Source organism: Pseudomonas sp. WC2401, assembly GCF_041200115.1.
Classification (GTDB): Bacteria; Pseudomonadota; Gammaproteobacteria; order Pseudomonadales; family Pseudomonadaceae; genus Aquipseudomonas; species Aquipseudomonas fragi.
Window position 1 is genome coordinate 3,395,455 of the sequence record NZ_CP165623.1, and the last position, 23,502, is coordinate 3,418,956.

Here is a 23,502-nt window from a genome sequence, read left to right on the forward strand (position 1 = left end):
CAGAAAAATCTAAAGCCACTTTAAGGTAGCTTTACAAGACGTCCTTTAACTCAGCCAGGATTGCTTTCTTCAACGCGGCAACAGAACGAGAGCCGGCCAAGACTAAGCGCAACCGCCCTTCGTGAAAAATCGCCAAGGATGGCACTGACCGGATCCCATACATTTGGGAAATCGTCGGCGAAACAGCTACATCGATCCTTGCAAAGGATGCGCGAGAATGCATCTTGTCTGCAAGGTCGTGAAAGACCGGCTTCATCTCTTGGCATGGTTTGCACCAAGACGCCGAAAACAGCACGACACTGTTCCCCTTTGCAACGAATCGAGTGAACTGTTCGGCTTTCAAGTCTACGATACGGTTCATTTTCACCTCACCCACGATGCAATTTCAGACACAGAAATTGCAGCACCATCAGGTGCCGCAATCTCTCTAACATCAATTACAACCATCAAGACCGCAGACTTGGCCATTAAACGACTCATCCTCACCCTTTGATTCCAAATACATTTGGTTCAGTGCTTGAAGAAAAGCTTCTTGAGACTGAGCACCCGAAACAGAGAACGAATTATTGAAAACAAAAAAAGGAACGCCTGACCCAAATTGAGCCGCCGCGCGCTCGTCGCTCTGCATCTGAAGGCGCAGATCAGGGGATGACCACGCGAGTCGAATCGACTCATCAGATACCCCAACAGACTTTGCTATCGCCTCTAGACTTGTTCTGTCAAACAGCGATTTACCTTGGGTGGTACTTTGCTCATAGAGCGCTTCCATAAGGTTTTTCTTCACGACTTCATCTTCGACTGCTTTGACTAATACGTGAGCATCCGCTGTATCACCAAACATCATGGTTTCAAAATGGTAATCAAGCCCCGTAGATGCGCCATATTGCTTAACTGTATTCATCATGGTTACAGCAGCGGCTGGACTACCCAACTTACGCTTGAGGGCTCCGACCATAGGTTCAGCAACATGGTTCGGGGCAAGACGGTAAGCTCTGACGTTAACTTGAACGCTGTCCTTGTGAGGAAAGCTTTCAAGCGCTTTCTCAAAACGACGCTTAGCGACCCAGCACCAAGGACAGACATAATCAGACCAAATATCAACTACGAATTTCTTCGGAATACCGCTCATAAATCTCTCTCTAGTGAAGGGAATAAAGGCGTCGCTATTAAGGAAAACTAAAAGCGACTATTAACAACTCGGCTGCTTGCTTTTGGTGTGTCTGATCTGACGAGCAGGCATCACGACTGATTGCTCCAGGGATTCGAGTATGTAGTCGAATCCTGCTAAGGGATCAGCTGATCTACCTAATGTCCAATCAATAAGGCACTCCCCCTCTAACACACTCAAGAGCATGAATGCATAGGATTTAGCTGGCTTGGAAAGTATCCATCCTTTCTGAATGGCTACCTCGCTAATGGTTCTCTGTAGCCAGTCAAGTTGTGTCTCAAAAAAAACTCGAGTCAGCACTTGAAGTGATAAGGGTAGCGCTGCCATTTCTGCCGCCAGTGCACCACACAACGGTAGAAGCCCTTCATTCCCACTATCGACGAATAGACGGGAGAAGGCTCGAAGCCGCAACATAGAGTCTTCATCAGCGTCTTCAATTGACAGAATAGTCGCATCAAAGCGAATGATAGAGTCTTTAATCAACTCTTGACCAAGACACTCTTTGGTCGGAAAGTGGTGATGAATGCTGGCTTTTCTAATGCCAATCGTCGTGGCTAGATCTGCATAGCTAAATGCTGAGTAGCCCTTAGACCTCATCTGATTTTCCGCGACTTTTAACAGCGCTGCTCTTGTCGAACCTGACATTGAAAAACTCCTGCGCCCAGAACTAAGCCGCCCTACACCAAAAGCTGGTAGTTGAAGCCAGCTGGGCCAGTCAGATAGCCGTGAATAATCACTCGAGCCATTACACCTCCCAGCACTCTTGGTGATGGAATGGGAGTCGATTTTGGCAGCTCCCATCAGACAGCGTTAGCTGAAATCAGGCACGAACGGCCATGATTCCCGCATCCACGTCCCAGATAGCACCGGTCACCCAGGATGTCTTATCCGACAACAGGAACACGATAGTGTTGGCCACATCTTCCGGAACGCCAACTCGGCCCAGTGGGTGAAAATCGTTCAGAGACTTCATCGCTTCTGGGATTGCCTCTTTGTCCATGAAGCCCTCATAGATAGATGTGTGAACAATTCCTGGAGAGACGGCGTTTACGCGGATGCCCGAGTGAGCCAATTCAATCGCAAGGTTGCGGGTCAGCGCATGCAGACCTGCTTTAGCCATGGAATAGGCAGAGGACGGCGAACCTGCCAAAGCAGCCTGTGCGCCGATGGAGCCAACGTTGACAATTGACCCTTCCCGCTTGGCGGCGAGCATGTTCTTGACCACCGCTTGGGTGATGAAGAACGTTGCACGATTAATAGACAGGTACATATCGTACTCAGCCTCGTCGTGCTCAGTGAAAGCTTTGGGAATGAAAATACCAGCGGAGTTAACCATCAGGCTGATATCGCTATGATTTGTGTTGATTTCGTTACGAACGAAATTCATACCCTCTTCTGTCATGAGGTTTGCGACTATCACTGAAACCGGGCCAAGCGGGCTCAATTCGCTACGGACGGCGTCTGCCTTGTCTTGCTTGCTACCCGTCAGCACCACGCTGCCACCCGCTTTCAGCACCATACGAGCAGTTTCCAAGCCCATTCCGCTGGTACCACCGACGACAAGCAGTTTCTTACCTTTGAAAAAATCGTTCATTTCATGCTCCCGGTAACTAGATTACGAAAACCGTAGCGCCAGAGAAAACTCCTCAACTGGCGCTTTTAGGGTTCAGCAGGTGTCAAACCCTAAAAATCAGTCTTCTAGAACTTCGAGCGTTGGCACCATACGAATGGCTTTAGAAAAGTTGGCATAGTTGACCGATGTCTTGATCACATTCTTATGCAGCTCTTCCACACGCTCACGGGATGCGTCGGTGTGCAAACGAATTACAACACTTACTTCGTCGTAGCCTGGGTTAACGTTCTCGTCCAAACCCAGAAAACCACGTAGATCGAGGGTACCGTCAGTCTCAATTTCCAGACTGTGGATCTTGATACCCATCATTGCAGCGTTGGCCGCGTAGCCTACTGACATACAGGCATTGAGGGCCGCCATCAGCAGTTCCTGAGGGTTCGGCGCAGTATTCTGGCCAAGCAACTCATTTGGCTCATCGGCGACGATTTCGAAATCACGTGAATAGGTCTCACCGGCGAGGCTGTAGCGGCTGACTTTTGCCACAGAGCGTGTTTGGCCTTTCCACTGAGTCTTGACGTTAAAGCTGGCGTGCCGCTTGGAAGCATCCTCAGCAACGCCTTGGGCAAACTGCTGCAGTGCGGCTACATCAATACCATTCAGATTATTTGTCATTTGGTAAATCCTCTGTGGAGCGCATTGTTTCGTGTGGGTTTGTTTGCGACAAAACAATCCTACCAACTGGTAGGTTGGCTTGCAACAGAGTTTTTGGAAAAATAATCCCTGCGCTAGAGATCTTGATGACACCAATGCCTCCAAAGCCCTATGAAACAAGGCGCGCATCGATACGCTACCTGTCAGAACAGACAGGCAGATACGGAGCTTCACCAGGCTAAAACGCCATGAGCTTTGTATTCGAGCGGGAAGATTCAACCTATGCAGAGAAAATCTACAGAGTATCGGAGACGTTACGAGATGGGGCCCATCTAAAAGATGGGCAAAAACAATGACTTAAGAAGAAATCCGGAAAGGGATCATCAAATCGTATTCTAGATAGAAATTACGAAACGATAATTTTCTGCAAAATAAAATCAAACCCAGATTGGTCGACAACCTTATCGTTGAACGCCCAAGAAACGAAGCTACTACCTTCAAGCAAGCTCAAAATAGCACGTGAAATTTCTTTAGGATTAAGGTCTGCCTTTATAACGCTCTCACCCTGCCCCTTCGCAATATTTTCCTCCAACCATGAGATATGTATTTCGAAAAACTTTCTAGTCAGTTCTTTGAGACTATCAGGCAAAGCAGACAGCTCAGCTGCAAGTGCACCGCACAGAGGTAGCATCCCATTTTTCGAGCTATCAACAAACAGAGATGAAAATGCTTTCAACCGGATGATGGTATCGGAACTCTCCTCGTTAATCAGATCTAAATTTTTAGTAAATCTAAAAAGATAGCTCTCAATAACTGCAATACCCAACCCTTCTTTTGTAGGAAAGTGATGATGGATACTGGCTTTTTTAATACCAATTTCTTGAGCTAAATCAGCATAGCTAAATGCAGAGTAGCCTTTGGTACGTAGCAATAATTCGGCAGCAGTTAAAAGGTCTGAACGCGTGCTCATAAGCTTACCTAAATGTTTGATACAGGCATATTAGCCGTCTTAGCACTATGGTTCAACTCAAAGCGATGAGAGAACGCCGCGAGACGTGCTCTCATCGCTAATAAGCTAGGCCCCTACGTGACTAGGTGTACCCGCTCCTTCTAAGTCCTTTTCTTTTGAGCGAACTGCCCTCGACCAACCAAGCATCAATGCTCCTGCGACTAAAGGTATAGAGAGGACAGTATAAGTACCATTTGGATAGTCGAGCGCCAAGAGAACCAATACTACGAGTAAAAAACCGAGCGTCAGCCATGAAGTAAACGGCGCTCCAGGCATTTTGAATGAGACCATTTCCACCTCGCCCCTCTTCACTGCACGGCGATACATAATTTGAGAAAGAACTATGAAGGCCCACGTAGAAAGTATCCCCAGAGAGACCAAATTCAGTAAAAGCTCAAACAATTGAGAGGGAATGAGGAAATTCAAAATAACACCAAATACGTTAATGCCCATGGTAACCAAAATCCCCATATAGGGCACACCTTGAGTACTCATGCGCTTAAACATTTTGGGTGCAGATCCGCCCATAGCAAGTGATCTCAACACACGACCCGTAGCATACAATCCTGAATTGAGACTAGAAAGTGCTGCCGTCATTACAACAATGTTCATGACGGAACCAATTCCTGGGATACCAAGTGCCTCAAAAAACGTGACAAACGGGCTAACATTTGCACTGTAGGCAGTCCAAGGTAATACCGTAACAAGCAAGAATACGGAACCAACATAAAAAAGGCTAATCCTCCAAATCACACCATTAATTGCTTTTGGAATCACTTTTCTTGGATCTGCCGTTTCTCCAGCTGCTGTTCCGACCAACTCTATGCTTGCATAAGCAAAAATGACACCTTGCACGATGATAATCGCTGGTAATATTCCATGAGGAAAGACCCCACCGTTATCTGTTATCAAATGAAAGCCTGGGATATGACCAGCCACTTCATGACCCGTTGCAAAAAAATACGATCCAACTATCAAAAATATGCTAATTGCAGCTACTTTTATCACAGCAAACCAAAATTCCATTTCACCAAACCATTTGACACCAACCATATTCATTAGCGTCACTACGCCTAAAGCACTCAATGCAAATAGCCACTGAGGTACATCCGAGAACACACTCCAGTATTTCATGTATATAGCAATAGCAGTAATATCAACCACACCAGTTAATGCCCATACAACAAAATACATCCAACCCGCAACGAAGGATGCACGTTCCCCCATAAACTCTCTGGTATAGGACACAAAACTTCCACTACTTGGGCGATGCATAACCAGTTCGCCAAGGGCCCTTAGTATAAAGAACGCAAATATGCCACAAATTAGATACACAACTGCAAGTGCTGGCCCCGCAATTTGCAACCTAGCACCAGCACCTAAGAACAAGCCAGTTCCGATCGCACCTCCCAAGGCCATCATTTGCACATGCCGTTTTTTTAAATGCTTCGAATACCCACTATCTTGAGAATCGAGCCAGTTCGATGCATCATTTTTTTTGTCACTGCACTGAGTTGCTGTTAGGGATTCTATTTTTTGTTTTTTCATACTTCACCCAAGCGATTTATCTGCAGTTTTTATTATCCATAGCAATTCTTAACTTCTAATCCTTTTACCAACGAGATACGGAAATCGGCGTGTACTTGCGTAGCAGCAATAGCACGAAGCCATCCACTCCCAATTCAAAATCCTACACCGAGCGTCGATGCGATACCGACCAGATAGTAGAGTTTTGAGTCGCAAAAAATCTACCATCCACATGGTTGTCGTGTAAACTCTATTTTTTAAAATATCCTAAGACCATGTTCTATATGACATTTATTTATAGGCCAACCTAGTAGTAGACATTTAATAAAAATAGCTTTTTAATCCTAACCCTGCGTCACTTCTGTCCGCACCAAGCCACCAACCGCTGCAGGAATTGGATGCCCGTATGAAAAAATATAAAAACGTTCAAACCTTACTCGCCCACGCGTCTATCGAGCCTGAGCAGCATCATGGATTCGTAAATGTGCCGGTTTACCGAGGCTCAACCGTGGCTTTCCCTTCGAGCGCATCTATGCGCGAGGGGCGCCAAAAATACATCTACGGCCGATGGAACAACCCCTCCACGGAGGCACTTACTCAGGCCCTTAAGCAGTTAGAGCATGCTGAAGGCACAGTGCTTTGCCCATCAGGGCTATCTGCCTGTACGACTGCCATACTGTCGGCAGTTGGAGCAGGGGATCACCTGCTAATCGCCGACAACGTATATGCACCAATTAGAGCCTTTTGTGAACAAGTGGGTAATCGCCTTGGAATAGAGGTATCGTTTTACGATCCTACAATAGGTGCCGGTGTAGTAGATTTTTTTAAGCCAAATACAAAAGCCATCTATACGGAATCCCCAGGCTCATTGACTCTAGAAATACAGGACATACCAGCCATCGCTAAGGTTGCCCATGAGCATAATATTTTGGTCATTGCTGACAACACGTGGGGAACTCCCCTTTACTTTCCATCGCTCGAACTAGGTGTCGATCTTTCCATCATGGCCGCCACCAAATATATCGTCGGCCACTCTGATGCCGTTCTCGGTACTGTATCAGCCTCCAAGCGTGCATGGGAAAGCCTCAAAAAATTCCACTTCAACATGGGATTGTTTGTTAGCCCTGATGATGTAACCTTGGCACTTCGGGGAATGAGAACGTTAGATATTAGGCTTGAACGCCACTATAAAAATGCGACAACAGTAGCCAAATGGTTGGAAACACGCGATGAAGTTGAAGTAGTCTATTATCCAGCATTAGAGTCTCATCCTCAGCATCAATTATGGAAAAGAGACTTTAGAGGAGCCTCGGGCTTGCTGTCCTTCGTGACCAAACCTTCTTCACAAGCTGCGGCAGACGCGTTATTGGATAGCTTATCGTTATTTTCAATTGGCTACTCTTGGGGTGGATTTGAAAGTTTGGCTATGATTGCAGATCCCAAAGCCATCCGAAGTGCGACATCCTGGGAGATTGATGGGCACCTTGTACGACTTCATATCGGCCTTGAAGATCCATTTGACCTGATCGAAGATCTCGAAAAAGGTTTTGAAGAATTTAATTCTCTACGCAACAAACCATAATCCACTAATTGCTAGGTTAACCCTTTACAGGGTTTTCCTAGTTTGCCGGATGCAAAATTTCAGTCTTTGAAATTAGTCTTTGTCGCTGCCTGTCAACCCAAGTGGCGTAAGCCTCCGGCCAACTCACCTTCCTGACCACGACGCCAAAGGCGATGGCGCCCAACTAATTTTAGTGGACACCATTTCTAGTCTTTTAAGCTGGTCTTTCATGCAGCCACAACGCCTTTAGTACTTCAAATCCTTCAAAGCCGGATTCATTCAAGAGAGCTCCGAACCTGGCGCCTCGATTGCCATCGTCGCGCTGGGCCACAATCTCAACGCAAATCTCGTCCATAATTGGATTCGGCTGCAATCGCAAAAACCATTGCCCTGCAGCCTGCCTTGATTCCCCTGAAATTACCGTCGTCGAAGTCACGAACGGATATTACTGGAGCAACCATCTGCTTCGAAATCCCATATCCACGCGGTGCCTTCAAAATTAACTGATCAACCGAAAGCGCGGCGGCCTATGCGACCTTTCTGCGAGACTTGTAGAGATGATCCCCGACGCCATAAGGCTCGCCACCGAGCCTATCAGCAGAGCCTTGGATTACAGCCTGAAGCGCTGGACAACGCTGTAGCCCTACCTCAATGACGGGGCCGTACACATTGACAATAATTGGGCCGAGAACCAGATTCGACCGTGGGCCTTGAGTCGTCAATACTGGCTCTTCGCAGGGTCACTACGCAGCGGCAAACGGGCGGCGGTGATCATATGCCTGATCCAGTCGCAGCGACTCCACGAGCATGATCCGTATGCTTATTTGAAGGACGTCCTCACTCGCCTGCCTACGCAACGGGTCAGTGAGATTATGGAACTGCTACCTCGTCGCTAGGTGCTTGCTCAATGAGTCCGTTTTTTAATGGACTTTTCGAAAACTATCCCAGGAGGGAGCAATGGTAGATAAAGCGCACGAGTACGAAGTCCAGGTAACTTGGGCCGGCAACAACGGGACAGGAACGTCATCTTATCGGGGTTACAGCCGGGCGCACTTAATCGCAGTTAACGGCAAAACTCCAATCGAGGGCTCATCCGATCCCAGTTTTCGAGGAGACCCTACGCGCTGGAATCCCGAGGAATTGCTCTTGGCATCCTTATCTGCGTGCCACAAGCTTTGGTACCTTGGCCTTTGCGCTGAGGCCGGGGTCGTTGTAGTGGCCTACGAGGACAACGCTCAAGGAACAATGGTCGAGGAGAGCAACGGCGCTGGTCAGTTCACCTCAGTTATTTTGAGGCCCAAAGTGATCCTGGCATCGGGGTCTGAGATCGAAAAAGCTCAGATGCTGCACAAAATAGCTCATGAAAAATGCTTCATTGCTCGTTCGGTAAACTTTCCAGTCAGCCACGCTCCCGAAATATCGATAAGGCCAGCCACTTAGTTAACCAGAGATGGTGTCCGCATAGTCGAGCACCATCTCATAGTCTACGTAACTGCTTAGAGGAAATTGCCGGACGCTTACGACTCGGATTCTTAGCTCTACACTGCAAAAAAGGCCCTTAAAGGGCCCTTTTGCACTCAAACCAGAATCACTTGGCTAACCAAGACTCAACGGTGTCCGAGCCGTACTCTGCTTTCCATTCCTTCAACCCTTTGTGATTCCCACCTTTGGTTTCGATGACTTCACCAGTGTGAGGGTTTTTGTAGACCTTAACCTGACGAGGCTTACGAGAGCCGGATTTAGATTCGGCTACTGGAGCGCTACGGCCAGCCTGAGGATCCAGCAAGTTGATTACGTTAGACAAGCTGTAACCGTACTCAGCAAGCAGAGCGCGCAGCTTCGTTTCGAACTCTATTTCCTTTTTGAGGCCTGCATCCCCTTTCAGGGTTTCTAGGGCTTGTAGTTGCTCGGCTAGGTGTTTTTCGAGCTGGCGAAATTCGGCGAGTTTTGACATGCTTAGTCTCTACGTAGTTAGTCCCCTAACAATACACCAAACTCTAGAGTTAACCGTAAATCGTTTAGTTATAAGATTCATGAATGAGCGATCACAAAGACCCGCACTGAGGAGTCTAGGTTCGCAACTTTAATTTATTCGTGTCCTGTCAAAAGCGAAGTATTGAGACCAACCTTTTGAGGCATGGCGGTGTCTACGGAACCTGGCGCGATTCACCGGGTGGCGTGATCTAACTCCGCTAACCAGTCACGAAAATGCGTTCGTGACTGATCGTTCTAGGTAAACATAAGGACTTAGAACATGGGATCTACTGCTCATCTGCAATCACGGATACGCCTAGCTTAAGCACTTTCTTCCTCAGCCTGGAAGACCTCGATAAGTTTTTGATTGTAGTCATCCAGATAACTCTGAAGCCCATCTCGGTCGACCAACCGTACACCGGCTGCGCTTGCCAACTCCTTCGCTGACTTCGTGTAGTAGGAGTTGGTAACTACCATAGCCTCGTCACACCCGTAGAAGGCTTTAGCAGAAATGGCCTGCTGCACAGCCGCATTGCCTACAGAGCCAGAGTAATTCTTAGCTTGAATGACCATGTTTTTACCGAACCTAGTAACGAAAAGGTCTGCGCCCTGATCAGCAGTCTTCTTGGTCTCTTTAACGTCATAGCCAATGGTTTGAAAGATCTCGACCAGGAAGGCTTCGAACTGAAAACCGTCCATCGCATCCACCAGGTACATAGTGATGAACTGGTTCGGATTGAAATGCTCGAGCTGTGATCCCAGCCGCTCAACGAGGATATCGAAATAAATCTCCTCGCACAGGCTCAAGCCATTCCGAAAAGACTGTAGCGGAAGCAGCGGTACGCCAGATGTGGAGGCTGCTTGGGGATTGAATTGGACATTGGGAAATGGAACGTCATTTTCCCAGAGGTGGTAGTAGAACAAGGCCAGGTCAGACCTGAACGTTGTCCCGGCCTCTTCAATCCAGGAACGTAAGGTGTCGGCAAGATCAGCTCGGATGTGGCGGGTCAACTCTCTCGAGAAGCCCAGGTAGGCAGAGTTGAATGCTGTGGTTTGCAGCAGCTTGTCCAAAAGAGATGGAAGCCCTTCAAGCTCGTCAAAACCTTTGCGAATCAAGACCTCCCTGAATAGCTCTCTCTCGCTGTACACACCATCCAAACGTGGGCCGGGCACGCCTGCGTCATCGCTGCTACCTGCGCTTTCGCGAGTCGTGTGAATGAAGTTCGTAAAGTATGGCTGCTTCAGCTCCGCGTATTTTCTCAATACGTTGTTCAGAAGATCGTTCAGTTGGGCTTGCTCTTTCTTCTTACCGAAGAAATCTTGAATCAAGCCTTTGGATCTGTATTGAAAGTCGGGATAAAACGAAGGATCCAGTGGAGTGAGGTGCCGCAACGTGAGCTCTGATGACGGCGAAACTTGGGAGCTCATGCACCACGGGCATGCTGTCTCGAAGGTAGTCCTGTTGCATCCGTTGCATTGGTAAATCATCGTTTCCGTTCCTTCCCAAGTCATCGCGCGCCTTCACGCACATCATGCTAGCGACCATAGCTCAGTGCCATCACTCAGTCCACGAGCTTGTTTCCACTGCACGCAGACGCACCAATGATGGCGAAATCCCACCACGGCGATTGGAGTGCCGGGCCGGCTAAGCTAGAGTTCCAGCATCTATCAGCCGGACGCTCCGTTGTTGAGCAGTCATCAGGGAAGAGACTATGCAAATTCAGCATCTGGAAATCGCGAACTTCCGCAAGCTCCTATCCGTACGAGTCGACCTCGCAGCCGAGACCACACTCCTCGTTGGAGCCAACAACAGTGGCAAATCATCTGCGATGCTGGCCTTGCGCAAGTTCCTACTTTCGAAAGCGTCGATTTTCAGATTGCAAGATCTTACTCTGAGCCATCTCGCCACAATCGATGCCATTGGTGAAGCTTGGGAGGCTGCAGATGATAGCTTCCCCATCCCAGTCGCAAATGAATGGGCTGATTGGTTGCCAACGCTAGATATTTGGCTTGAAGCAGCTCAGGGCGAGCTTCATCACATCCGAGATCTCATACCGAACTTCGCCTGGAAAGGCGGCCATGTCGGTATGCGGTTCCGGCTGGAACCAGATGATATGCCAACGCTGTTTGTCGATTACCGCAAAGAGCGGGCACGAGTGAGGGAGCTTCAGCAGGAAATTCAAAAACAGGCAGCGCTAGGTACGCAGCCACCATCGCTTCCGCTCTGGCCGCAGAGCTTGCATGATTACCTGAATCGGCGAATCGGTAAAACCTTCAAGATCCGATGGTACCGACTTGATCCAGGCCAGCTAAAAGCTCCAGATCCTGCAACTCGTAAAGCTAACCCGCAACCGCTTGCGGCCACTGCAACGCCACTCGAGCGCAATCCCCTAACAGACCTGATTCGAGTCCACGAGATCAATGCTCAACGCGGCTTTGGTGACAGCGCTGACGAAGGCGTCCTAGAGGGAGGACATGGATCGGGCAGGAAGCTCTCGGAACAATTGCGAGCGTACTACAGCAGGCATCTCGATCCAGGCGATAGCCCAGATATTTCAGATTTGGAGGCACTCAGAGCAATTGAGGCAGCTCAAACCGCCTTTGACACTCGCTTGAGCACGAGCTTCGCGCCTGCGCTCAAGGAAGTCGCCGGCTTGGGCTATCCGAATAATTCCGACCCATCCATCCGAGTTTCCACCCGCCTCGCCCCTACGGACGGGATGAACCACGAAGCAGCGGTGCTGTTTGAATTGGATTCCGTTGGAGGAGCCCCTGGAGCACCGCCTCTTAGGCTTCCGGAGACGTCCAACGGGCTCGGCTACCAGAACCTCATCTCAATGATATTCCGATTGATGGCATTTCGAGATGAATGGCTGAAGAAGTACAGAAGCCCTGAAGAGCAAAGCGCTACTGGTGTTGAGCCTATACATTTGGTTCTAATCGAAGAACCGGAGGCCCACCTACACGTCCAGGTTCAGCAAGCATTCATAAAACACGCCTACCATGTGCTGTGCAGCGACCCATTGCTAGTGAAGTATCCGAACCTCAGGACACAGCTGATGGTGAGTTCCCATTCCAGCCACGTAGCTCATGAGATTGACTACGAAAACTTGAGATACTTCCGCAGACTTCCGTCCGGCATGGCCGGGATATCAATCCCAGTCTCTACCGTTTCGAACCTAAGTACAGTGTTCGGCGAGTCCAATCAAACGAAGGAATTCGTTACCCGTTACCTTCGGGCCCAACATGCCGACCTGTTCTTTGCGGATGCGGTGATCCTTGTTGAGGGGGCCGCTGAGCGCATGATGCTTCCACATTTTTTGAGGCAGCACTTTCGTTTCCTAGACCAGTGCTACATCACCATTTTGGATATTGGGGGAAGCCACGCGCATCGGCTCCGGCCCCTGATCGATGCGTTGGGTATTGTCACTCTGGTGATAACTGACTTGGACGCGGGTCTCCTACAGATCGGCAAACCTGTCGAGCGGAAGAAAGGCCAAACCACTAACAACCCAACCGTGCGCCATTGGATGCGAGCAGCAGGCCTTGGACATGATGTGGACTCATTACTGGATCTGACCTCCGACAGTAAAGCTCAGCAAATTGACGAGCTGTTTTCGATCAGGATCGCTTATCAGACGCCCATTACTGTCCGCTTACCCAAAACTGGGCTAGAGGTCGAAGCATTACCAAATACCTTTGAAGACAGCCTTGTCTTGAGCAACACAGAGCATTTTGCTAACAAAGCGGGACGCGGGCTGATGCGATCTTTCGCCAAGGCGCTACGTGAAGCAGAAACATCCTTAGAGCTTGGCACAGAGCTGTTCACCAAACTCAAGGATGGTGATAAGGCAGAGTTCGCACTACACGTTCTCGGCGATTCTGATTTCGCCAAGTTGACGGTGCCTACTTACATCCATGAAGGCTTGGCGTGGTTGCAGTCCAAGCTCGAAAGAAAAAGCAAAGAGCTACTGGTCATCCCTTCAGCGATTGTCGAGGTGACACCATGAGCCGGCAGCCGGAAGCTACTATGGATGATGTTCCAGATGCCGATCAGATCATTCAGGACTGTCTGAATCTCGACCATCCGAAGAGTTTTTTCCTATACGCCGGCGCTGGCTCTGGAAAAACCCATTCGTTAGTCGAAGCCGTGAAAATTCTAAAGAATAGGGAACGGCAACGACTGACTTTTGAAGGACGCCAAATCGCGATCATCACCTATACCAAAGCGGCGTCCGAGGAAATTACCCGCCGTCTTGAACACGACCCACTGGTGGTTGTGTCAACCATTCACGCCTTCTCTTGGCGGATGATTCAGGGCTTCAATGATGACATTCGTGAGTGGCTTCGGGTCAAGCTCACCCAAGACATTGGTGAGCTCAATGAGAAGCTTGGAAAGGCTCGAGGGCAAAACAAGACATTTCTAGCAAATCAAGCTTCAAGGGATAGCAAAGCTCGTCGCCTCGATTCCCTGGATGAGATATCCACATTCATTTACAGCCCTACCGGCGACAATCGCGGTAGGCAAGCCCTAAACCATAGTGAAGTCATTCAAATGGCAGCTGCTTTTATCCAGTTGCCTCCATTGCTGAATATTATGGCGGATTTGCACCCTGTACTCTTGATCGATGAGAGCCAGGATACCTATGGGCCTCTCATGGATGCTTTTCTGCGAGCACAATCCCTCATCCCTGACCGTTTCTGTCTCGGGCTTCTCGGCGATACCATGCAACGCATCTACAACGATGGGAAGGTGCGCTTGGAGGAAGCGATCCCTCCAGATTGGGCGGTGCCCGAAAAACGTATGAACCGTCGCTGCCCAACAAGGGTTGTTGATCTTATCAATGTAATCCGTGCGGGCGCAGACAATCATCAGCAGAAGCCAAAGCCGGACGCCATAGAAGGCACGGTTCGAATGTTTTGCACCCAACAGACACCAGGTCAAAGCTTCGGGTTGGAGGAAGACATAGCACAGCGCATGGCAGCCATCACCGGCGATACTCAGTGGGCAGCTGGTAAGGATGGAAGAAAGACCCTCATCCTTGAACACAAGATGGCCGGACGTCGAATGGGGTTCGAGGGTGTGTTCACACCTTTGTATGGGGTTGAGCACCTACGAACCGGGCTGTTGGACGGAACACTGCCAATCTTGAAACTGTTTTTCGAACGGGTGGCCCCTATTCTTCAAGCTACCAAAATGAACGATTTCAGTCTCATGGAAGCTGTGCGGCTTCAGTCGCCGCTTCTCGACCCTAAATCCATGAAAGAGGTGCCTGACCAGTTAGCCTTGCTTGAGAAAGCAGGAGACGCTACTGAATCGCTGTGTGAACTATTCAATGACAACGACCCCCTGATAGGAGACGTCGCTCAAGTCCTACTCCAAACAGGCCTGCTGGATCTCCCAGACCGACTTGTAGCAGCTCTATCGCTGGGCGCTACGACTGATGCCCCTCCAGACACATCGGATCGTGATGCATTAGAAACCCATGCATACCAGACTCTACTAGGGCGTCCCTTCTCGGAAATGGCTGCGTTCGCTGGTTATACCGATGGGCTTTCCCCCTTCGACACGCACCAGGGTGTAAAGGGGCTGGAGTTCCCCAGAGTCATGGTCATCCTCAATGACGAAGAGGCAGGTGGTTTCCTTTTCAGTTACGACAAGCTCTTGGGTGTCAAACCAGCTTCTGACAGCGACGTAAAAAATCAACACGAGGGCAAAGATGATTCCTTGGCTCGCACTCGTCGCCTGCTGTATGTCACGTGCAGCCGGGCCGAAGAAAGTCTCGCGATTGTGGTTTACACCGCTCAGCCTGGGATAGCTAAGCAGCGAGTAATCGAGGCAGGATGGCTCAAGCCCGACGAGGTCGATCTTCTGTGAAACTCACTACCAACGACATGAATTGTTTGACGGATGTACTGAAGAGACAAGTGGCACAGGGCATGGCTTCAGCTAGGTGATTAGGCGACGCAAACCTGCTTTCGGAAAGCTAGGCGCAGTCGAAGCATTCCAATGGATGTTTGACCTGCGCTGATCCAAAATCTGACAGTCTTCACAGCGTAATACGCTTACTACTTTTCAGGATTGAGACAGCGTTGATGCGATTTTTTTTGGATACAAACATCTGGAGTTACATCGCAAATGAGGATGCTGGCAGCGAACTTGCCATGCGCGCCCGGGCAGCAGGAGTTGAAATTGTCGTTTCTTCCGCTGTGGTGGATGAGGTACAGCAACTGCCGGTGCCGGACGCCCGCCGTAAGGTAATCCGGCTTCTTACAGAAAATGATTGGAAGCGCCTGATGCCGGAGGTGTTCAGCGAATGCTCTGAGGTCAAAGCAGAGATAATCAGGCTGCGGCCGGAATGGGTCATAGCCAAGCCGAACATGAGGGAGTTCAACCGAGTCAGATATGACTGGGTAAGGCGTACCGGTGGCTTCTGGGATCGTGCACGCAGGGAGATTGATTCCCCTCCAACGAATGAAAGCGTTCGACGGGAGCAAGAAGAGAACCTGGCTGTCGAGCAGTCATTCGCCATCAGAGAACGGCTGAAGAAAATCAGGCCTGGCAGTGAGACACATCTACAGCATGTCGGACACATCCCAGAAACCGGCACGCCAGGCTGGACGGGAAAGCCTGTGCACTACTGGCGCGTGCCCAGCCTGCATATGTTCAAGTCCGAACTGCAGATTTACGAGAGTGCGATCAGAGAGTGGCTCGACAGCGAGATTGACGTGCCCGCCATGCTTTCATCAACCGAGTCGATGAATCGGCTATGGCTGCATGAACTCGATCCCGCAGCGGTTCCGCGGCAATGGCTACGCGGGTCGTTCGAGTTTCTTCAAGCATGGCACAAGGTCACCACCGGCACGCCGGGCGACTCTCGTCTGGCGACGCACTTGGTTGACGCGGAAGTCATCATATCGGCGGATAAGAATTTCGTCCGGTTTGCAGAACGCTGTAGAGAAGAAGCGCCATTTAAGATTGGCAAGACTCTGCTTGCGAAGGCTAATCGCGCAGGTGTCGATGAGGTACTGCAATGGATTTCCAACGCAAACACACTATGACGTCCTGTCCCGAGCGTCCGGTGTAGATTTCTAGCTCTGCTGCGGGGATTCAGGCCCCGTCATCTTTCTAATCTGCTGTAATGAGGTAACCATTGTGACTGCCCCCCATGAACTGTCTGGCGACGAATATCAGCTTGAGGACTTTCTGCGAAGACAGCGTGCGGACTTCGACGAGCGCAGCTATTGGCTTCAACATTCGCTGGGCGCAGAAAGTCATTGGCTTTTCATCCAGGCGTATGACGCGCTGAAGCATGAGCTCTACCTGCCAGCTTGCACTGGATTTCTCACCGGAATCGAGGGCTCGCTTCGCAATACGATGGCTCAAGTGAAGATCCCTGCACGAATCGACAACGTTGACGATATCTCGCTGCTCAGTAACTCACTGCTGCGCCAAGCTAGGGCCAACGGCATGTCAATCGACGCCTTAGCATTTCCAGGTGAGCAAGATTTCGAAGCCAATCTGCCTACCCGCCAGAATGTTGAACTCGTCAGGGTTCGGCACACCCTGTGCCACGGCAACATTCTTGAGTATGTCCGTGCGCAAGATGATTTGCCGCCATTCTTCACACCTGAGTGCTGCCGTGACCTTGCCAATAAGCTTCACATGATCTCGCGTAACTGGGTGGCGAACCTTGGCGAGTACAGAAAGCAGATTGTCGGCCCGCAATGATTCATCTTCCAGGCCCGGCCTCTTTTGGCCCGAAGGAGCGACCTCTTCATTGACGCCACTCCACACCGCAACTTAGCGTTAGCAAGCAATGACTCAAGCTCAGAATGATTTGAACACAACCTCCCCTCTCACCGCCCGCAAGGTCTGCCAGATACTGACGGACGTCGCACTCGGTAAACGCATCATGACACGAAGATCCGTGCAGTCCTGGAGCGAGATCTATCACGGCCTCATGGCTGTGGAAATTGATGGCTGGCGACTCACACTCTTAAATGACTGTGACACCCTGGACTACTGCGAGTACTGCAGGTCGCCTGATGGTAGAGTCGGAACACTTGAACTCTGGCTGCGCGACGGATTTGATCCTGTCGAGCTAATGAGTTCCAGGGAGCGTGAACGGCTCGAACAGCTGCTCGCCGCGCTCTGAGCCTGCACGCAAAGCACGTTACCATTGCCGACTTTAAGCTATGGAGACCACACGTGAGAAAGCCACCGATAAAAATCATGATCGAAGAATGGGATGGTGACGGTGCAATCCGAATTCCCGATGAGGCGCTACAGGAATTGGAGCTAGACGTCGGCGACGCGGTGTATTTGATAGAGGAGTTTGTCGGCAATACACGCTGCCTTGTCCTATCAAAAACGCCTCAGATTGCAGATCGAATAGACGAGCTCACTGAAGCCTGGGATAGCGGACAGCTTGGTAAGGCCCAGGACAAATGAGACAGCCGTAATGTGCTTTCGAACTTCCAGCCCACGCATTGGAGTCTCGACGGAGAACAGTTGATCCTGGAGCCGATTCCAAAGCTGCGGTTCTCTTCGCTACTTATGGTTCGCGATGCGGCTATTGCCGGTGGTGGCGCCGCCCTCATTCCACAGTCCATTGCCTGGAACCAGCTTGCGCGTGGGGAGTTAGTTCAGTGGGGCACGGTGTTGGGTGTTGAACCAAGGCTTTGGGTCTTGCATACATCCAGGCGCCTTACTGCTCCCAAGGTTCGCGCATTCGTCGATTTCATGTGCGCTAAATATCCAGATATGTCCCTCATTCTAAAGGGATAGCTCTCTTTCACCCTGAGTCATACGCCCGCTTTTGGTCGGATAGGACTTGCTACGGCTATGAAAGAGCCAACCGCAGAATCGCAGGCATCGTAGTCAGTATCAAAATTATGGACATAGAGATGTTGAAGGCTAACGAATAACTGGGGTCGTCGGGGTAGATGTCCTCTAGGCTGAGGTATCCCATATCGAACTCCTAGCTAAGAATTTACTCGTTACATAGTACTGCCTGTACTCTCCACAAAGCTCAAAGACGCCACCGATAGCGTGTAACAACATTAAATTCGGCCCTTCGCGTCAGCGCCTACAAAAAACCAGCCAGCAGCAGGCGATATAGTGTGCGCATGATAACTTCAGCTCAGACATCACTGTTCTGAGAACCCAACTTGAGCACAGCCACCGTACACAACGATTTCAATACACTGATCAACGCCCCAAAATTTTCGGACGACCCGGTTGGTCGGCGTCAAATGAAGCGGTGGCAGATCATCGCGGAAGACATCTACAAAAGCACTTCAGCAGAGGCGTTGCTCGAAGCTAGAGGCAGAGCTGAAGGCTACATCCATGGCCTTGTGGACGCTGGGCACTTATCAACGAGAGACACCGATCGTGACCACCTCATTTTAAGCATTGTCCAACGGAGACGTGAGTTTTTGCAGAAACTGCTGAACGAGTTCGGTTACTGAAGAAGGGCTAACTGTGAATCCGTCCGATGAAAAAATGGGCTTCACTGGATAGCGGCAGTTTGAAGCGCTCCACACGTCTAACTCGGAGCGCTGCTGATCAAAACCGTAATAGCCATCCAGCGCTCATCAGCTGCCATGCAGTCATACCGCCACTACGCCAGAGATTAAGTATTCAATCTTCTGATTTGAGACGATCACCCCATCGAATCAATTCAAGAAAATTACGTCGCCCACCGCCGCGCTTGAAGCTACCAACAAGGTAATTTCCCTCCCCCGTTTCCAAAAGCCAGAAGCGTCCTTCTTTCCATGCCCTATGAATTTTTGTCGTGCAAATGATTCCGCCATTGGCTGTTCGATACACCTCGTCTTCCTGAAGGTGATCGAAGAACACGCCAAGGCACCTGTTGTCTATGATCACCGCATCGCTGATAAAAGCCGTAATGGCCACGGTGTATTTTCGAAGACTTGCCTGTACAAGACGGCTCAGCTGAAAATCACTGAGATACTTACTATGAAATTCAACTTCAATGATTTCAGGCATCCGGCCAAAGCTCCAAAAAGGGTCATTATGTATTTGTGCTGACCGTTGCCTACCCGGCCTTCATGGAAAAAGCAGCGCCAATGCTTGCCTCTTTTTTCAGACCTGAACCTAAAAGAAGGTAGACGGTACTGTTGGTTTCAAACATGCAGCCTTCAGTGAAGGATTTTCCGAAGTTACTGCGTACCCACATACCGGATTGAAAGCGACCTTTACTGTCAAGCACGACTTCGTGAGCGAAAAGCGTCATGGGAAATAGACCGAGGCTCGTAAGCTTTTCCCTTTCAACCGGCGTCACAGTGAGGTCGATCAAGATCCACTGTTTCACCACACAGAATGCTTTGCCTGGGAATGTCTTTGCAGCCAAAGAGATCAAGTCTTCTTGTGAACCTTCCCAGCCGACAACCTCCTCTCCAGCGCCGTACAAGAGTTGCGAGACCTCTTCCAATGTCACCATCAAAAATCCTCCATCCCGTTGAGCTCGGCCAGCCACGCGAACGTGTCCAATAGCCAATCACTGACAATCAAAGCTTGATCAATAAATCAGGATCAAAGCCCGTATTCTGCCCCGGATAACCGCGTGGATTGGACACCACTCGACACCCTTCCTTTAAGAAGTCCGCCGCAACGTGGGTATGCCCATAAACCCAAAGATCAGGCTTACTAAGTAACTCTGACCAATCGTTCGCATACGCTGCAGCCAGATGTCCAGGGTGATCGTCACCCAGGTGATCCAACACTGGTGCATGGTGTGTGACCACCACTGTTTTGCCGTCGAAAGGTCTATTAAGCTCTTGGGTTAGCCATAGGTGAGCTCTCATTGACTTAGCGACTAGGTCGTCTGGACGCAAGCGCCTGTAATCCAAGTCGGCTCGAATAGTCAAGAAATCGTTCATCGAATCCCAAGCAATTCTCTTTGCCGCAACCACATCACCCGTAGACGAATAATCCGTCCAGGCAGTTGTGACCAAAAAGCGTGTGCCATCGAGAATGAGCATCTCGTTTTCGAGTACATGCACATGGGGCAATGTAGCGTCTTTCATCTTTCGCAGTGTGTGACCTATGTGCCCGCCGTAGTACTCATGATTACCGCATACATAGATCACTGGGCATTGAAAAACCTCGCTTGCCCATTTCACGCCCCGCGATTTGATATCAATGTCGCCGGCGAGAATTACTACGTCCGCGTCGCTTGGGGCGGGATCGAACCGAGCGAACTCGAGGTGCAGGTCTGAATAGATTTGTAGCTTCATGGATTAACCTGCTGCCGTTGTAGTGGCGGAGCGATTCGGGGTTTGATAGTTGGTGCAATGGAAATGCTTCCCGGCGGCAGTCATGGCGTCGTAGATCGTTCGAATATTTCTGAGCAGGCATGCGTCGATCACGCCGGGCGAGCTGCTGTAGATTGCTCCGCTATCGACTTTATGAAGCAGTACGCACTCACCGCTTCTGTCGTAGCCGACGATTGCACTGATCAACTTTTCCATACGCTCTAAAGGACTCCCATTCATGCAAGGGGGAGTCACAATCTGAACCACCTCAATCTTGTGCTCTGGGCTCTGCTGCGAGAGTAGGTGTGTCAGCATCGAAGGGTCTGATGGCATCATTTTTTTGAACCGAGGCTTTGCTCCTTCACAAATGCGAAAGCGCACGTGATACCAGAAATCCTCGGTGTCTCGTTCGATCATCCGCCAAGCCGTGCGGCCAGGCCCAGGGAAGCCCGGTAAGCCGACCATACAAGACTCATCTGAAATAAACATGATGCTGATTTCCTCGTTTGCGGTGCTGCAATTCGAAAGGCGGCGCCCAAGTTCGCAAGCAACCAACCTCAGCGATAATTCCTTTAAATTGACAAATATGGACTAAACCGCTGCTGACGACGGAGCCCAACCATCGGCGCCAGTGCAGTGCGGTGGTAGCTACTCACCTGAAATTCACAATTACGCACTATATTACATGGATATGAATTGTTCAATGTGGCCTTATCCTTCCCTTTACGGGAAGCACCCATGCCTTCGAGATCAACGCTGGCAGCGATCCTACGCTCGATCAGAACTGCTCGAGGTCTGTCTCAAGAGCAACTAGGTGGCGCAGTGGAAGCACGGCATTTGCACAATGTCGAGCACGCGAAGACCAACATCACACTCGACATGCTCGAGCGCATCAGCGCGCGACTGGAAGTCGACCCCATTGCTTTATTGGCGATGGCATCCATTTACGAGCGTCAAGAATCTCTCACTTCGTTCAATGCCCGTCTGCTGGCAGAGATGAACAAGCTTGAAGCGCTAGGGGTTCTCTCTGGTTTACCGAGCCATTTCGAAGGCGGTGGTTTAGTAACAGGCAAAGCCGGCAAGCGACCTATCCCGGCAGATAGAATTCAGGCTGTGCTTGCCTGCAAAGCTGAAGGAATGACGCAGAAGCAGACATCTTTAAAATTAGGGATGGCTGCTTCAACCGTTCATAAAATCTGGCATTCAGATTCTGGATCCGCCGCCAGTCAATGAGTCTAAGTACCTCGCGGTCTAGCTCTAGCGGTGGCTTCCACAGCCGGCCACTCTTAGGCAGCACTGTTGGGTTCTACTCGATGAGGTCTCACGCATGCTCACCAAGGGGCAACTGTCGGGATGCGACATCCCATCCCCCAAGCCTCCCGCCGCGCATGCACGGAAAACTAGTAACCCTGTGCCCAAGGGCGGCTGCCACTTTCGCACCTCCGCGTGTGAATCAGAACCGGCTATCGCTCACTGCTTATGCGTCTTGAAGGGCTGCGCTCTTGGACAGGGTATAGACGTAGTCCTGGAAAGTACGGCGGTAAGCCAGCGGTCGCCGCACCCAGTTTGCTGAGGCGCCAGTTCGATGTCAGAGAACCCAACAAAGTTTGGGTCACCGACATCCGTACGTATGAGGGCTGGCTGTATTTGGCTGTGGTGCTGGATCTGTTTTCTCGTCAGGTTGTTAGCTGGTGAATGAAGTCGCAGATGACCGGTGATTTGGCAATTGATGCGTTATTGTTGGCGGTTTGGAGGCGTAAACCGAAACACAAGGTGATGGTTCACTCCATCCAAGGCAGCCAGTACAGCAGCTCGGATTGGCGCAGTTTTTTAAAAGCGAACCATTTGGTTGCCAGCATGAGTCGTCGAGGCAACTGTCATGACAACGCCGTGGCCGAGAGCTTTTTCCAGCTTCTAAAGCGGGAACGGATCAAGCGGAAAATCTACACCACGCGGGAAGATGCACGTAGTGATGTGTTTTATTACATCAAGATTTTCTACAACGCGAAACTTCGTCATGGTTTCAACAATCAGCTGTTGCCGGTAGAGTTTGAAAAGCGTTACGCAATGAGCTTTCAGGGGGTCTAAAGAACCCGGGGCGATTCAAACCGTCAAGATGAGTGCTGATTCAACCCCAGACATAGTCAACCTCATAACTTAATCATGGCGAGTTATCAAAAAACATTCCGGCAGCGCTTACCCGGGGGTTAAGAGTGTTCGCGGCATCCTCTACTCGCCATGCATAAATTGAATACTCACGGGGGGAGCACTATACCGCTGGCTCTCCTTGCCTGAATTATAAATACAGGATTCTTCGTCAAAAACCCTATCATTGCATCATGCCTTAACCCTCATTAAGGACTTCATATCAAATCAATATCATGCGAAACACACCCTGTTACAATTCAATAATCAGCCAATATCACATCCACTGCTCGGTAGATCACTAAAAACCCACAATACTGTCAAATTAGAATTAGAAATATATCATTTTGAGGCCTTGACAACTTTTTTAGCTGTTTTTAAAATACTTAAAAAGCAAACCATTCTTCTCTTTCTGAACGCACTTCAATATAAAACTGCAGAAATTATAGAAATCAACTTTCATCTTCCTTGTGCTTTTCCTAAAACTTGTACATGGGCTGGATTTCAGAGAATCGCTTATTCGGCCGCAGGCCGGCTAGCTTATCTTTTGATCTCAAATGAAAGCGGTAATTTTTTGGGATAATTACGTCTAGATTTTGGGAATCGGCACA

General features: G+C 49.8%; 23 protein-coding genes and 3 pseudogenes. 13 read left to right on the forward strand and 13 right to left on the reverse strand.

Going from position 1 to position 23,502, the window contains the following annotated elements:
- Positions 1–31: 31 nt before the first annotated feature.
- The 7 genes from AB3G35_RS15500 to AB3G35_RS15530 form a co-directional block, all read right to left on the reverse strand.
- Positions 32–361, reverse strand: a complete 330-nt coding sequence (locus tag AB3G35_RS15500; RefSeq protein ID WP_169916605.1) for a co-chaperone YbbN — start codon at positions 359–361, stop codon at positions 32–34.
- Between the two features lie 72 nt (positions 362–433).
- Positions 434–1,129 carry a DsbA family oxidoreductase gene (locus tag AB3G35_RS15505; protein WP_169916604.1) on the reverse strand — a complete coding sequence of 232 codons (696 nt, stop codon included), beginning with the start codon at positions 1,127–1,129 and terminating at the stop codon, positions 434–436.
- A 60-nt stretch (positions 1,130–1,189) separates the two neighbouring features.
- Positions 1,190–1,813 carry a TetR/AcrR family transcriptional regulator gene (locus tag AB3G35_RS15510; RefSeq protein WP_169916603.1) on the reverse strand — a complete coding sequence of 208 codons (624 nt, stop codon included), beginning with the start codon at positions 1,811–1,813 and terminating at the stop codon, positions 1,190–1,192.
- Between the two features lie 175 nt (positions 1,814–1,988).
- Positions 1,989–2,762 (reverse strand): SDR family NAD(P)-dependent oxidoreductase, encoded by a 774-nt coding sequence (locus AB3G35_RS15515; protein WP_169916602.1) that lies wholly within the window; start codon positions 2,760–2,762, stop codon positions 1,989–1,991.
- Between the two features lie 96 nt (positions 2,763–2,858).
- Positions 2,859–3,413 carry an OsmC family protein gene (locus AB3G35_RS15520; protein ID WP_169916601.1) on the reverse strand — a complete coding sequence of 185 codons (555 nt, stop codon included), beginning with the start codon at positions 3,411–3,413 and terminating at the stop codon, positions 2,859–2,861.
- Between the two features lie 385 nt (positions 3,414–3,798).
- The gene (locus AB3G35_RS15525; protein WP_169916600.1) at positions 3,799–4,362 is read right to left on the reverse strand and encodes a TetR/AcrR family transcriptional regulator; all 564 of its coding nucleotides are present in this window, start codon (positions 4,360–4,362) and stop codon (positions 3,799–3,801) included.
- A 105-nt stretch (positions 4,363–4,467) separates the two neighbouring features.
- Positions 4,468–5,949: an amino acid permease gene (locus AB3G35_RS15530; protein WP_169916599.1), complete on the reverse strand. Its 1,482-nt coding sequence runs from the start codon at positions 5,947–5,949 to the stop codon at positions 4,468–4,470.
- Positions 5,950–6,334: 385 nt separating this feature from the next.
- Here AB3G35_RS15530 and metC point away from each other — a divergent pair, with 385 nt between their 5' ends.
- From metC to AB3G35_RS15550, 4 genes and pseudogenes are all read left to right on the forward strand, one after another.
- Complete coding sequence (gene metC, locus AB3G35_RS15535; RefSeq protein ID WP_169916598.1) at positions 6,335–7,510, forward strand: cystathionine beta-lyase; 1,176 nt, start codon at positions 6,335–6,337, stop codon at positions 7,508–7,510.
- 286 nt (positions 7,511–7,796) lie between these two features.
- Positions 7,797–7,895: a hypothetical protein gene (locus AB3G35_RS15540; RefSeq protein WP_369782749.1), complete on the forward strand. Its 99-nt coding sequence runs from the start codon at positions 7,797–7,799 to the stop codon at positions 7,893–7,895.
- Between the two features lie 190 nt (positions 7,896–8,085).
- Positions 8,086–8,385, forward strand: a pseudogene (locus AB3G35_RS15545) (transposase); the annotation flags it as partial.
- A gap of 61 nt (positions 8,386–8,446) precedes the next feature.
- Positions 8,447–8,929: an OsmC family protein gene (locus AB3G35_RS15550; protein WP_169916597.1), complete on the forward strand. Its 483-nt coding sequence runs from the start codon at positions 8,447–8,449 to the stop codon at positions 8,927–8,929.
- A 148-nt stretch (positions 8,930–9,077) separates the two neighbouring features.
- Here the strand turns inward: AB3G35_RS15550 and AB3G35_RS15555 are convergent, their stop codons facing one another.
- Both AB3G35_RS15555 and AB3G35_RS15560 read right to left on the reverse strand, forming a co-directional pair.
- Positions 9,078–9,443: a histone-like nucleoid-structuring protein, MvaT/MvaU family gene (locus tag AB3G35_RS15555; protein ID WP_169916596.1), complete on the reverse strand. Its 366-nt coding sequence runs from the start codon at positions 9,441–9,443 to the stop codon at positions 9,078–9,080.
- Between the two features lie 341 nt (positions 9,444–9,784).
- Positions 9,785–10,951 carry a restriction endonuclease gene (locus tag AB3G35_RS15560; RefSeq protein WP_235573534.1) on the reverse strand — a complete coding sequence of 389 codons (1,167 nt, stop codon included), beginning with the start codon at positions 10,949–10,951 and terminating at the stop codon, positions 9,785–9,787.
- Between the two features lie 224 nt (positions 10,952–11,175).
- On the opposite strand from AB3G35_RS15560, the gene AB3G35_RS15565 reads away from it, so the two are divergent.
- The 7 genes and pseudogenes from AB3G35_RS15565 (at position 11,176) to AB3G35_RS15595 (ending at position 18,937) form a co-directional block, all read left to right on the forward strand.
- Complete coding sequence (locus AB3G35_RS15565; protein ID WP_169916595.1) at positions 11,176–13,473, forward strand: AAA family ATPase; 2,298 nt, start codon at positions 11,176–11,178, stop codon at positions 13,471–13,473.
- On the forward strand, positions 13,470–15,341 hold the full coding sequence (locus tag AB3G35_RS15570; RefSeq protein WP_169916594.1) for a UvrD-helicase domain-containing protein: 1,872 nt from the start codon (positions 13,470–13,472) through the stop codon (positions 15,339–15,341). The genes AB3G35_RS15565 and AB3G35_RS15570 overlap by 4 nt, the downstream gene beginning before the upstream one ends.
- 218 nt (positions 15,342–15,559) lie before the next feature.
- A complete protein-coding gene (locus tag AB3G35_RS15575) occupies positions 15,560–16,525 on the forward strand; it encodes a PIN domain-containing protein (RefSeq protein WP_169916593.1) in 966 nt (321 codons plus the stop codon).
- A gap of 94 nt (positions 16,526–16,619) precedes the next feature.
- Positions 16,620–17,195, forward strand: a complete 576-nt coding sequence (locus AB3G35_RS15580) for a hypothetical protein (protein WP_169916592.1) — start codon at positions 16,620–16,622, stop codon at positions 17,193–17,195.
- Positions 17,196–17,675: 480 nt separating this feature from the next.
- Positions 17,676–17,918 (forward strand): AbrB/MazE/SpoVT family DNA-binding domain-containing protein, encoded by a 243-nt coding sequence (locus AB3G35_RS15585; RefSeq protein WP_169916591.1) that lies wholly within the window; start codon positions 17,676–17,678, stop codon positions 17,916–17,918.
- A gap of 12 nt (positions 17,919–17,930) precedes the next feature.
- Positions 17,931–18,254 (forward strand): annotated as a pseudogene (locus tag AB3G35_RS15590) (LysR substrate-binding domain-containing protein); the annotation flags it as partial.
- 383 nt (positions 18,255–18,637) lie between these two features.
- Positions 18,638–18,937, forward strand: a complete 300-nt coding sequence (locus AB3G35_RS15595; protein ID WP_169916590.1) for a hypothetical protein — start codon at positions 18,638–18,640, stop codon at positions 18,935–18,937.
- 172 nt (positions 18,938–19,109) lie between these two features.
- On the opposite strand, the gene AB3G35_RS15600 is transcribed toward AB3G35_RS15595, so the two are convergent.
- From AB3G35_RS15600 to AB3G35_RS15615, 4 genes are all read right to left on the reverse strand, one after another.
- Positions 19,110–19,478, reverse strand: a complete 369-nt coding sequence (locus tag AB3G35_RS15600; protein WP_169916589.1) for a hypothetical protein — start codon at positions 19,476–19,478, stop codon at positions 19,110–19,112.
- A gap of 49 nt (positions 19,479–19,527) precedes the next feature.
- Positions 19,528–19,932 (reverse strand): hypothetical protein, encoded by a 405-nt coding sequence (locus AB3G35_RS15605; protein WP_169916588.1) that lies wholly within the window; start codon positions 19,930–19,932, stop codon positions 19,528–19,530.
- A gap of 67 nt (positions 19,933–19,999) precedes the next feature.
- The gene (locus tag AB3G35_RS15610) at positions 20,000–20,728 is read right to left on the reverse strand and encodes a metallophosphoesterase family protein (RefSeq protein ID WP_169916587.1); all 729 of its coding nucleotides are present in this window, start codon (positions 20,726–20,728) and stop codon (positions 20,000–20,002) included.
- Between the two features lie 3 nt (positions 20,729–20,731).
- Positions 20,732–21,235, reverse strand: coding sequence for a hypothetical protein (locus AB3G35_RS15615; RefSeq protein ID WP_169916586.1), 504 nt, complete (start codon positions 21,233–21,235; stop codon positions 20,732–20,734).
- A 249-nt stretch (positions 21,236–21,484) separates the two neighbouring features.
- Here AB3G35_RS15615 and AB3G35_RS15620 point away from each other — a divergent pair, with 249 nt between their 5' ends.
- Complete coding sequence (locus AB3G35_RS15620; RefSeq protein WP_262372321.1) at positions 21,485–21,979, forward strand: helix-turn-helix domain-containing protein; 495 nt, start codon at positions 21,485–21,487, stop codon at positions 21,977–21,979.
- Between the two features lie 243 nt (positions 21,980–22,222).
- Positions 22,223–22,834: pseudogene (locus AB3G35_RS15625) on the forward strand (IS3 family transposase); the annotation flags it as partial.
- Positions 22,835–23,502 lie beyond the last annotated feature (668 nt).

What these genes read in the sequence shown, in the direction of transcription:
- AB3G35_RS15500 (WP_169916605.1), bottom strand. Translation starts at nt 361, where the DNA reads ATGAACCGTATCGTAGACTTGAAAGCCGAACAGTTCACTCGATTCGTT.
- AB3G35_RS15505 (WP_169916604.1), bottom strand. Translation starts at nt 1,129, where the DNA reads ATGAGCGGTATTCCGAAGAAATTCGTAGTTGATATTTGGTCTGATTAT.
- AB3G35_RS15510 (WP_169916603.1), bottom strand. Translation starts at nt 1,813, where the DNA reads ATGTCAGGTTCGACAAGAGCAGCGCTGTTAAAAGTCGCGGAAAATCAG.
- AB3G35_RS15515 (WP_169916602.1), bottom strand. Translation starts at nt 2,762, where the DNA reads ATGAACGATTTTTTCAAAGGTAAGAAACTGCTTGTCGTCGGTGGTACC.
- AB3G35_RS15520 (WP_169916601.1), bottom strand. Translation starts at nt 3,413, where the DNA reads ATGACAAATAATCTGAATGGTATTGATGTAGCCGCACTGCAGCAGTTT.
- AB3G35_RS15525 (WP_169916600.1), bottom strand. Translation starts at nt 4,362, where the DNA reads ATGAGCACGCGTTCAGACCTTTTAACTGCTGCCGAATTATTGCTACGT.
- AB3G35_RS15530 (WP_169916599.1), bottom strand. Translation starts at nt 5,949, where the DNA reads ATGAAAAAACAAAAAATAGAATCCCTAACAGCAACTCAGTGCAGTGAC.
- metC (WP_169916598.1), top strand. Translation starts at nt 6,335, where the DNA reads ATGAAAAAATATAAAAACGTTCAAACCTTACTCGCCCACGCGTCTATC.
- AB3G35_RS15550 (WP_169916597.1), top strand. Translation starts at nt 8,447, where the DNA reads ATGGTAGATAAAGCGCACGAGTACGAAGTCCAGGTAACTTGGGCCGGC.
- AB3G35_RS15555 (WP_169916596.1), bottom strand. Translation starts at nt 9,443, where the DNA reads ATGTCAAAACTCGCCGAATTTCGCCAGCTCGAAAAACACCTAGCCGAG.
- AB3G35_RS15560 (WP_235573534.1), bottom strand. Translation starts at nt 10,951, where the DNA reads ATGATTTACCAATGCAACGGATGCAACAGGACTACCTTCGAGACAGCA.
- AB3G35_RS15565 (WP_169916595.1), top strand. Translation starts at nt 11,176, where the DNA reads ATGCAAATTCAGCATCTGGAAATCGCGAACTTCCGCAAGCTCCTATCC.
- AB3G35_RS15570 (WP_169916594.1), top strand. Translation starts at nt 13,470, where the DNA reads ATGAGCCGGCAGCCGGAAGCTACTATGGATGATGTTCCAGATGCCGAT.
- AB3G35_RS15575 (WP_169916593.1), top strand. Translation starts at nt 15,560, where the DNA reads ATGCGATTTTTTTTGGATACAAACATCTGGAGTTACATCGCAAATGAG.
- AB3G35_RS15600 (WP_169916589.1), bottom strand. Translation starts at nt 19,478, where the DNA reads ATGCCTGAAATCATTGAAGTTGAATTTCATAGTAAGTATCTCAGTGAT.
- AB3G35_RS15605 (WP_169916588.1), bottom strand. Translation starts at nt 19,932, where the DNA reads ATGGTGACATTGGAAGAGGTCTCGCAACTCTTGTACGGCGCTGGAGAG.
- AB3G35_RS15610 (WP_169916587.1), bottom strand. Translation starts at nt 20,728, where the DNA reads ATGAAGCTACAAATCTATTCAGACCTGCACCTCGAGTTCGCTCGGTTC.
- AB3G35_RS15615 (WP_169916586.1), bottom strand. Translation starts at nt 21,235, where the DNA reads ATGTTTATTTCAGATGAGTCTTGTATGGTCGGCTTACCGGGCTTCCCT.
- AB3G35_RS15620 (WP_262372321.1), top strand. Translation starts at nt 21,485, where the DNA reads ATGCCTTCGAGATCAACGCTGGCAGCGATCCTACGCTCGATCAGAACT.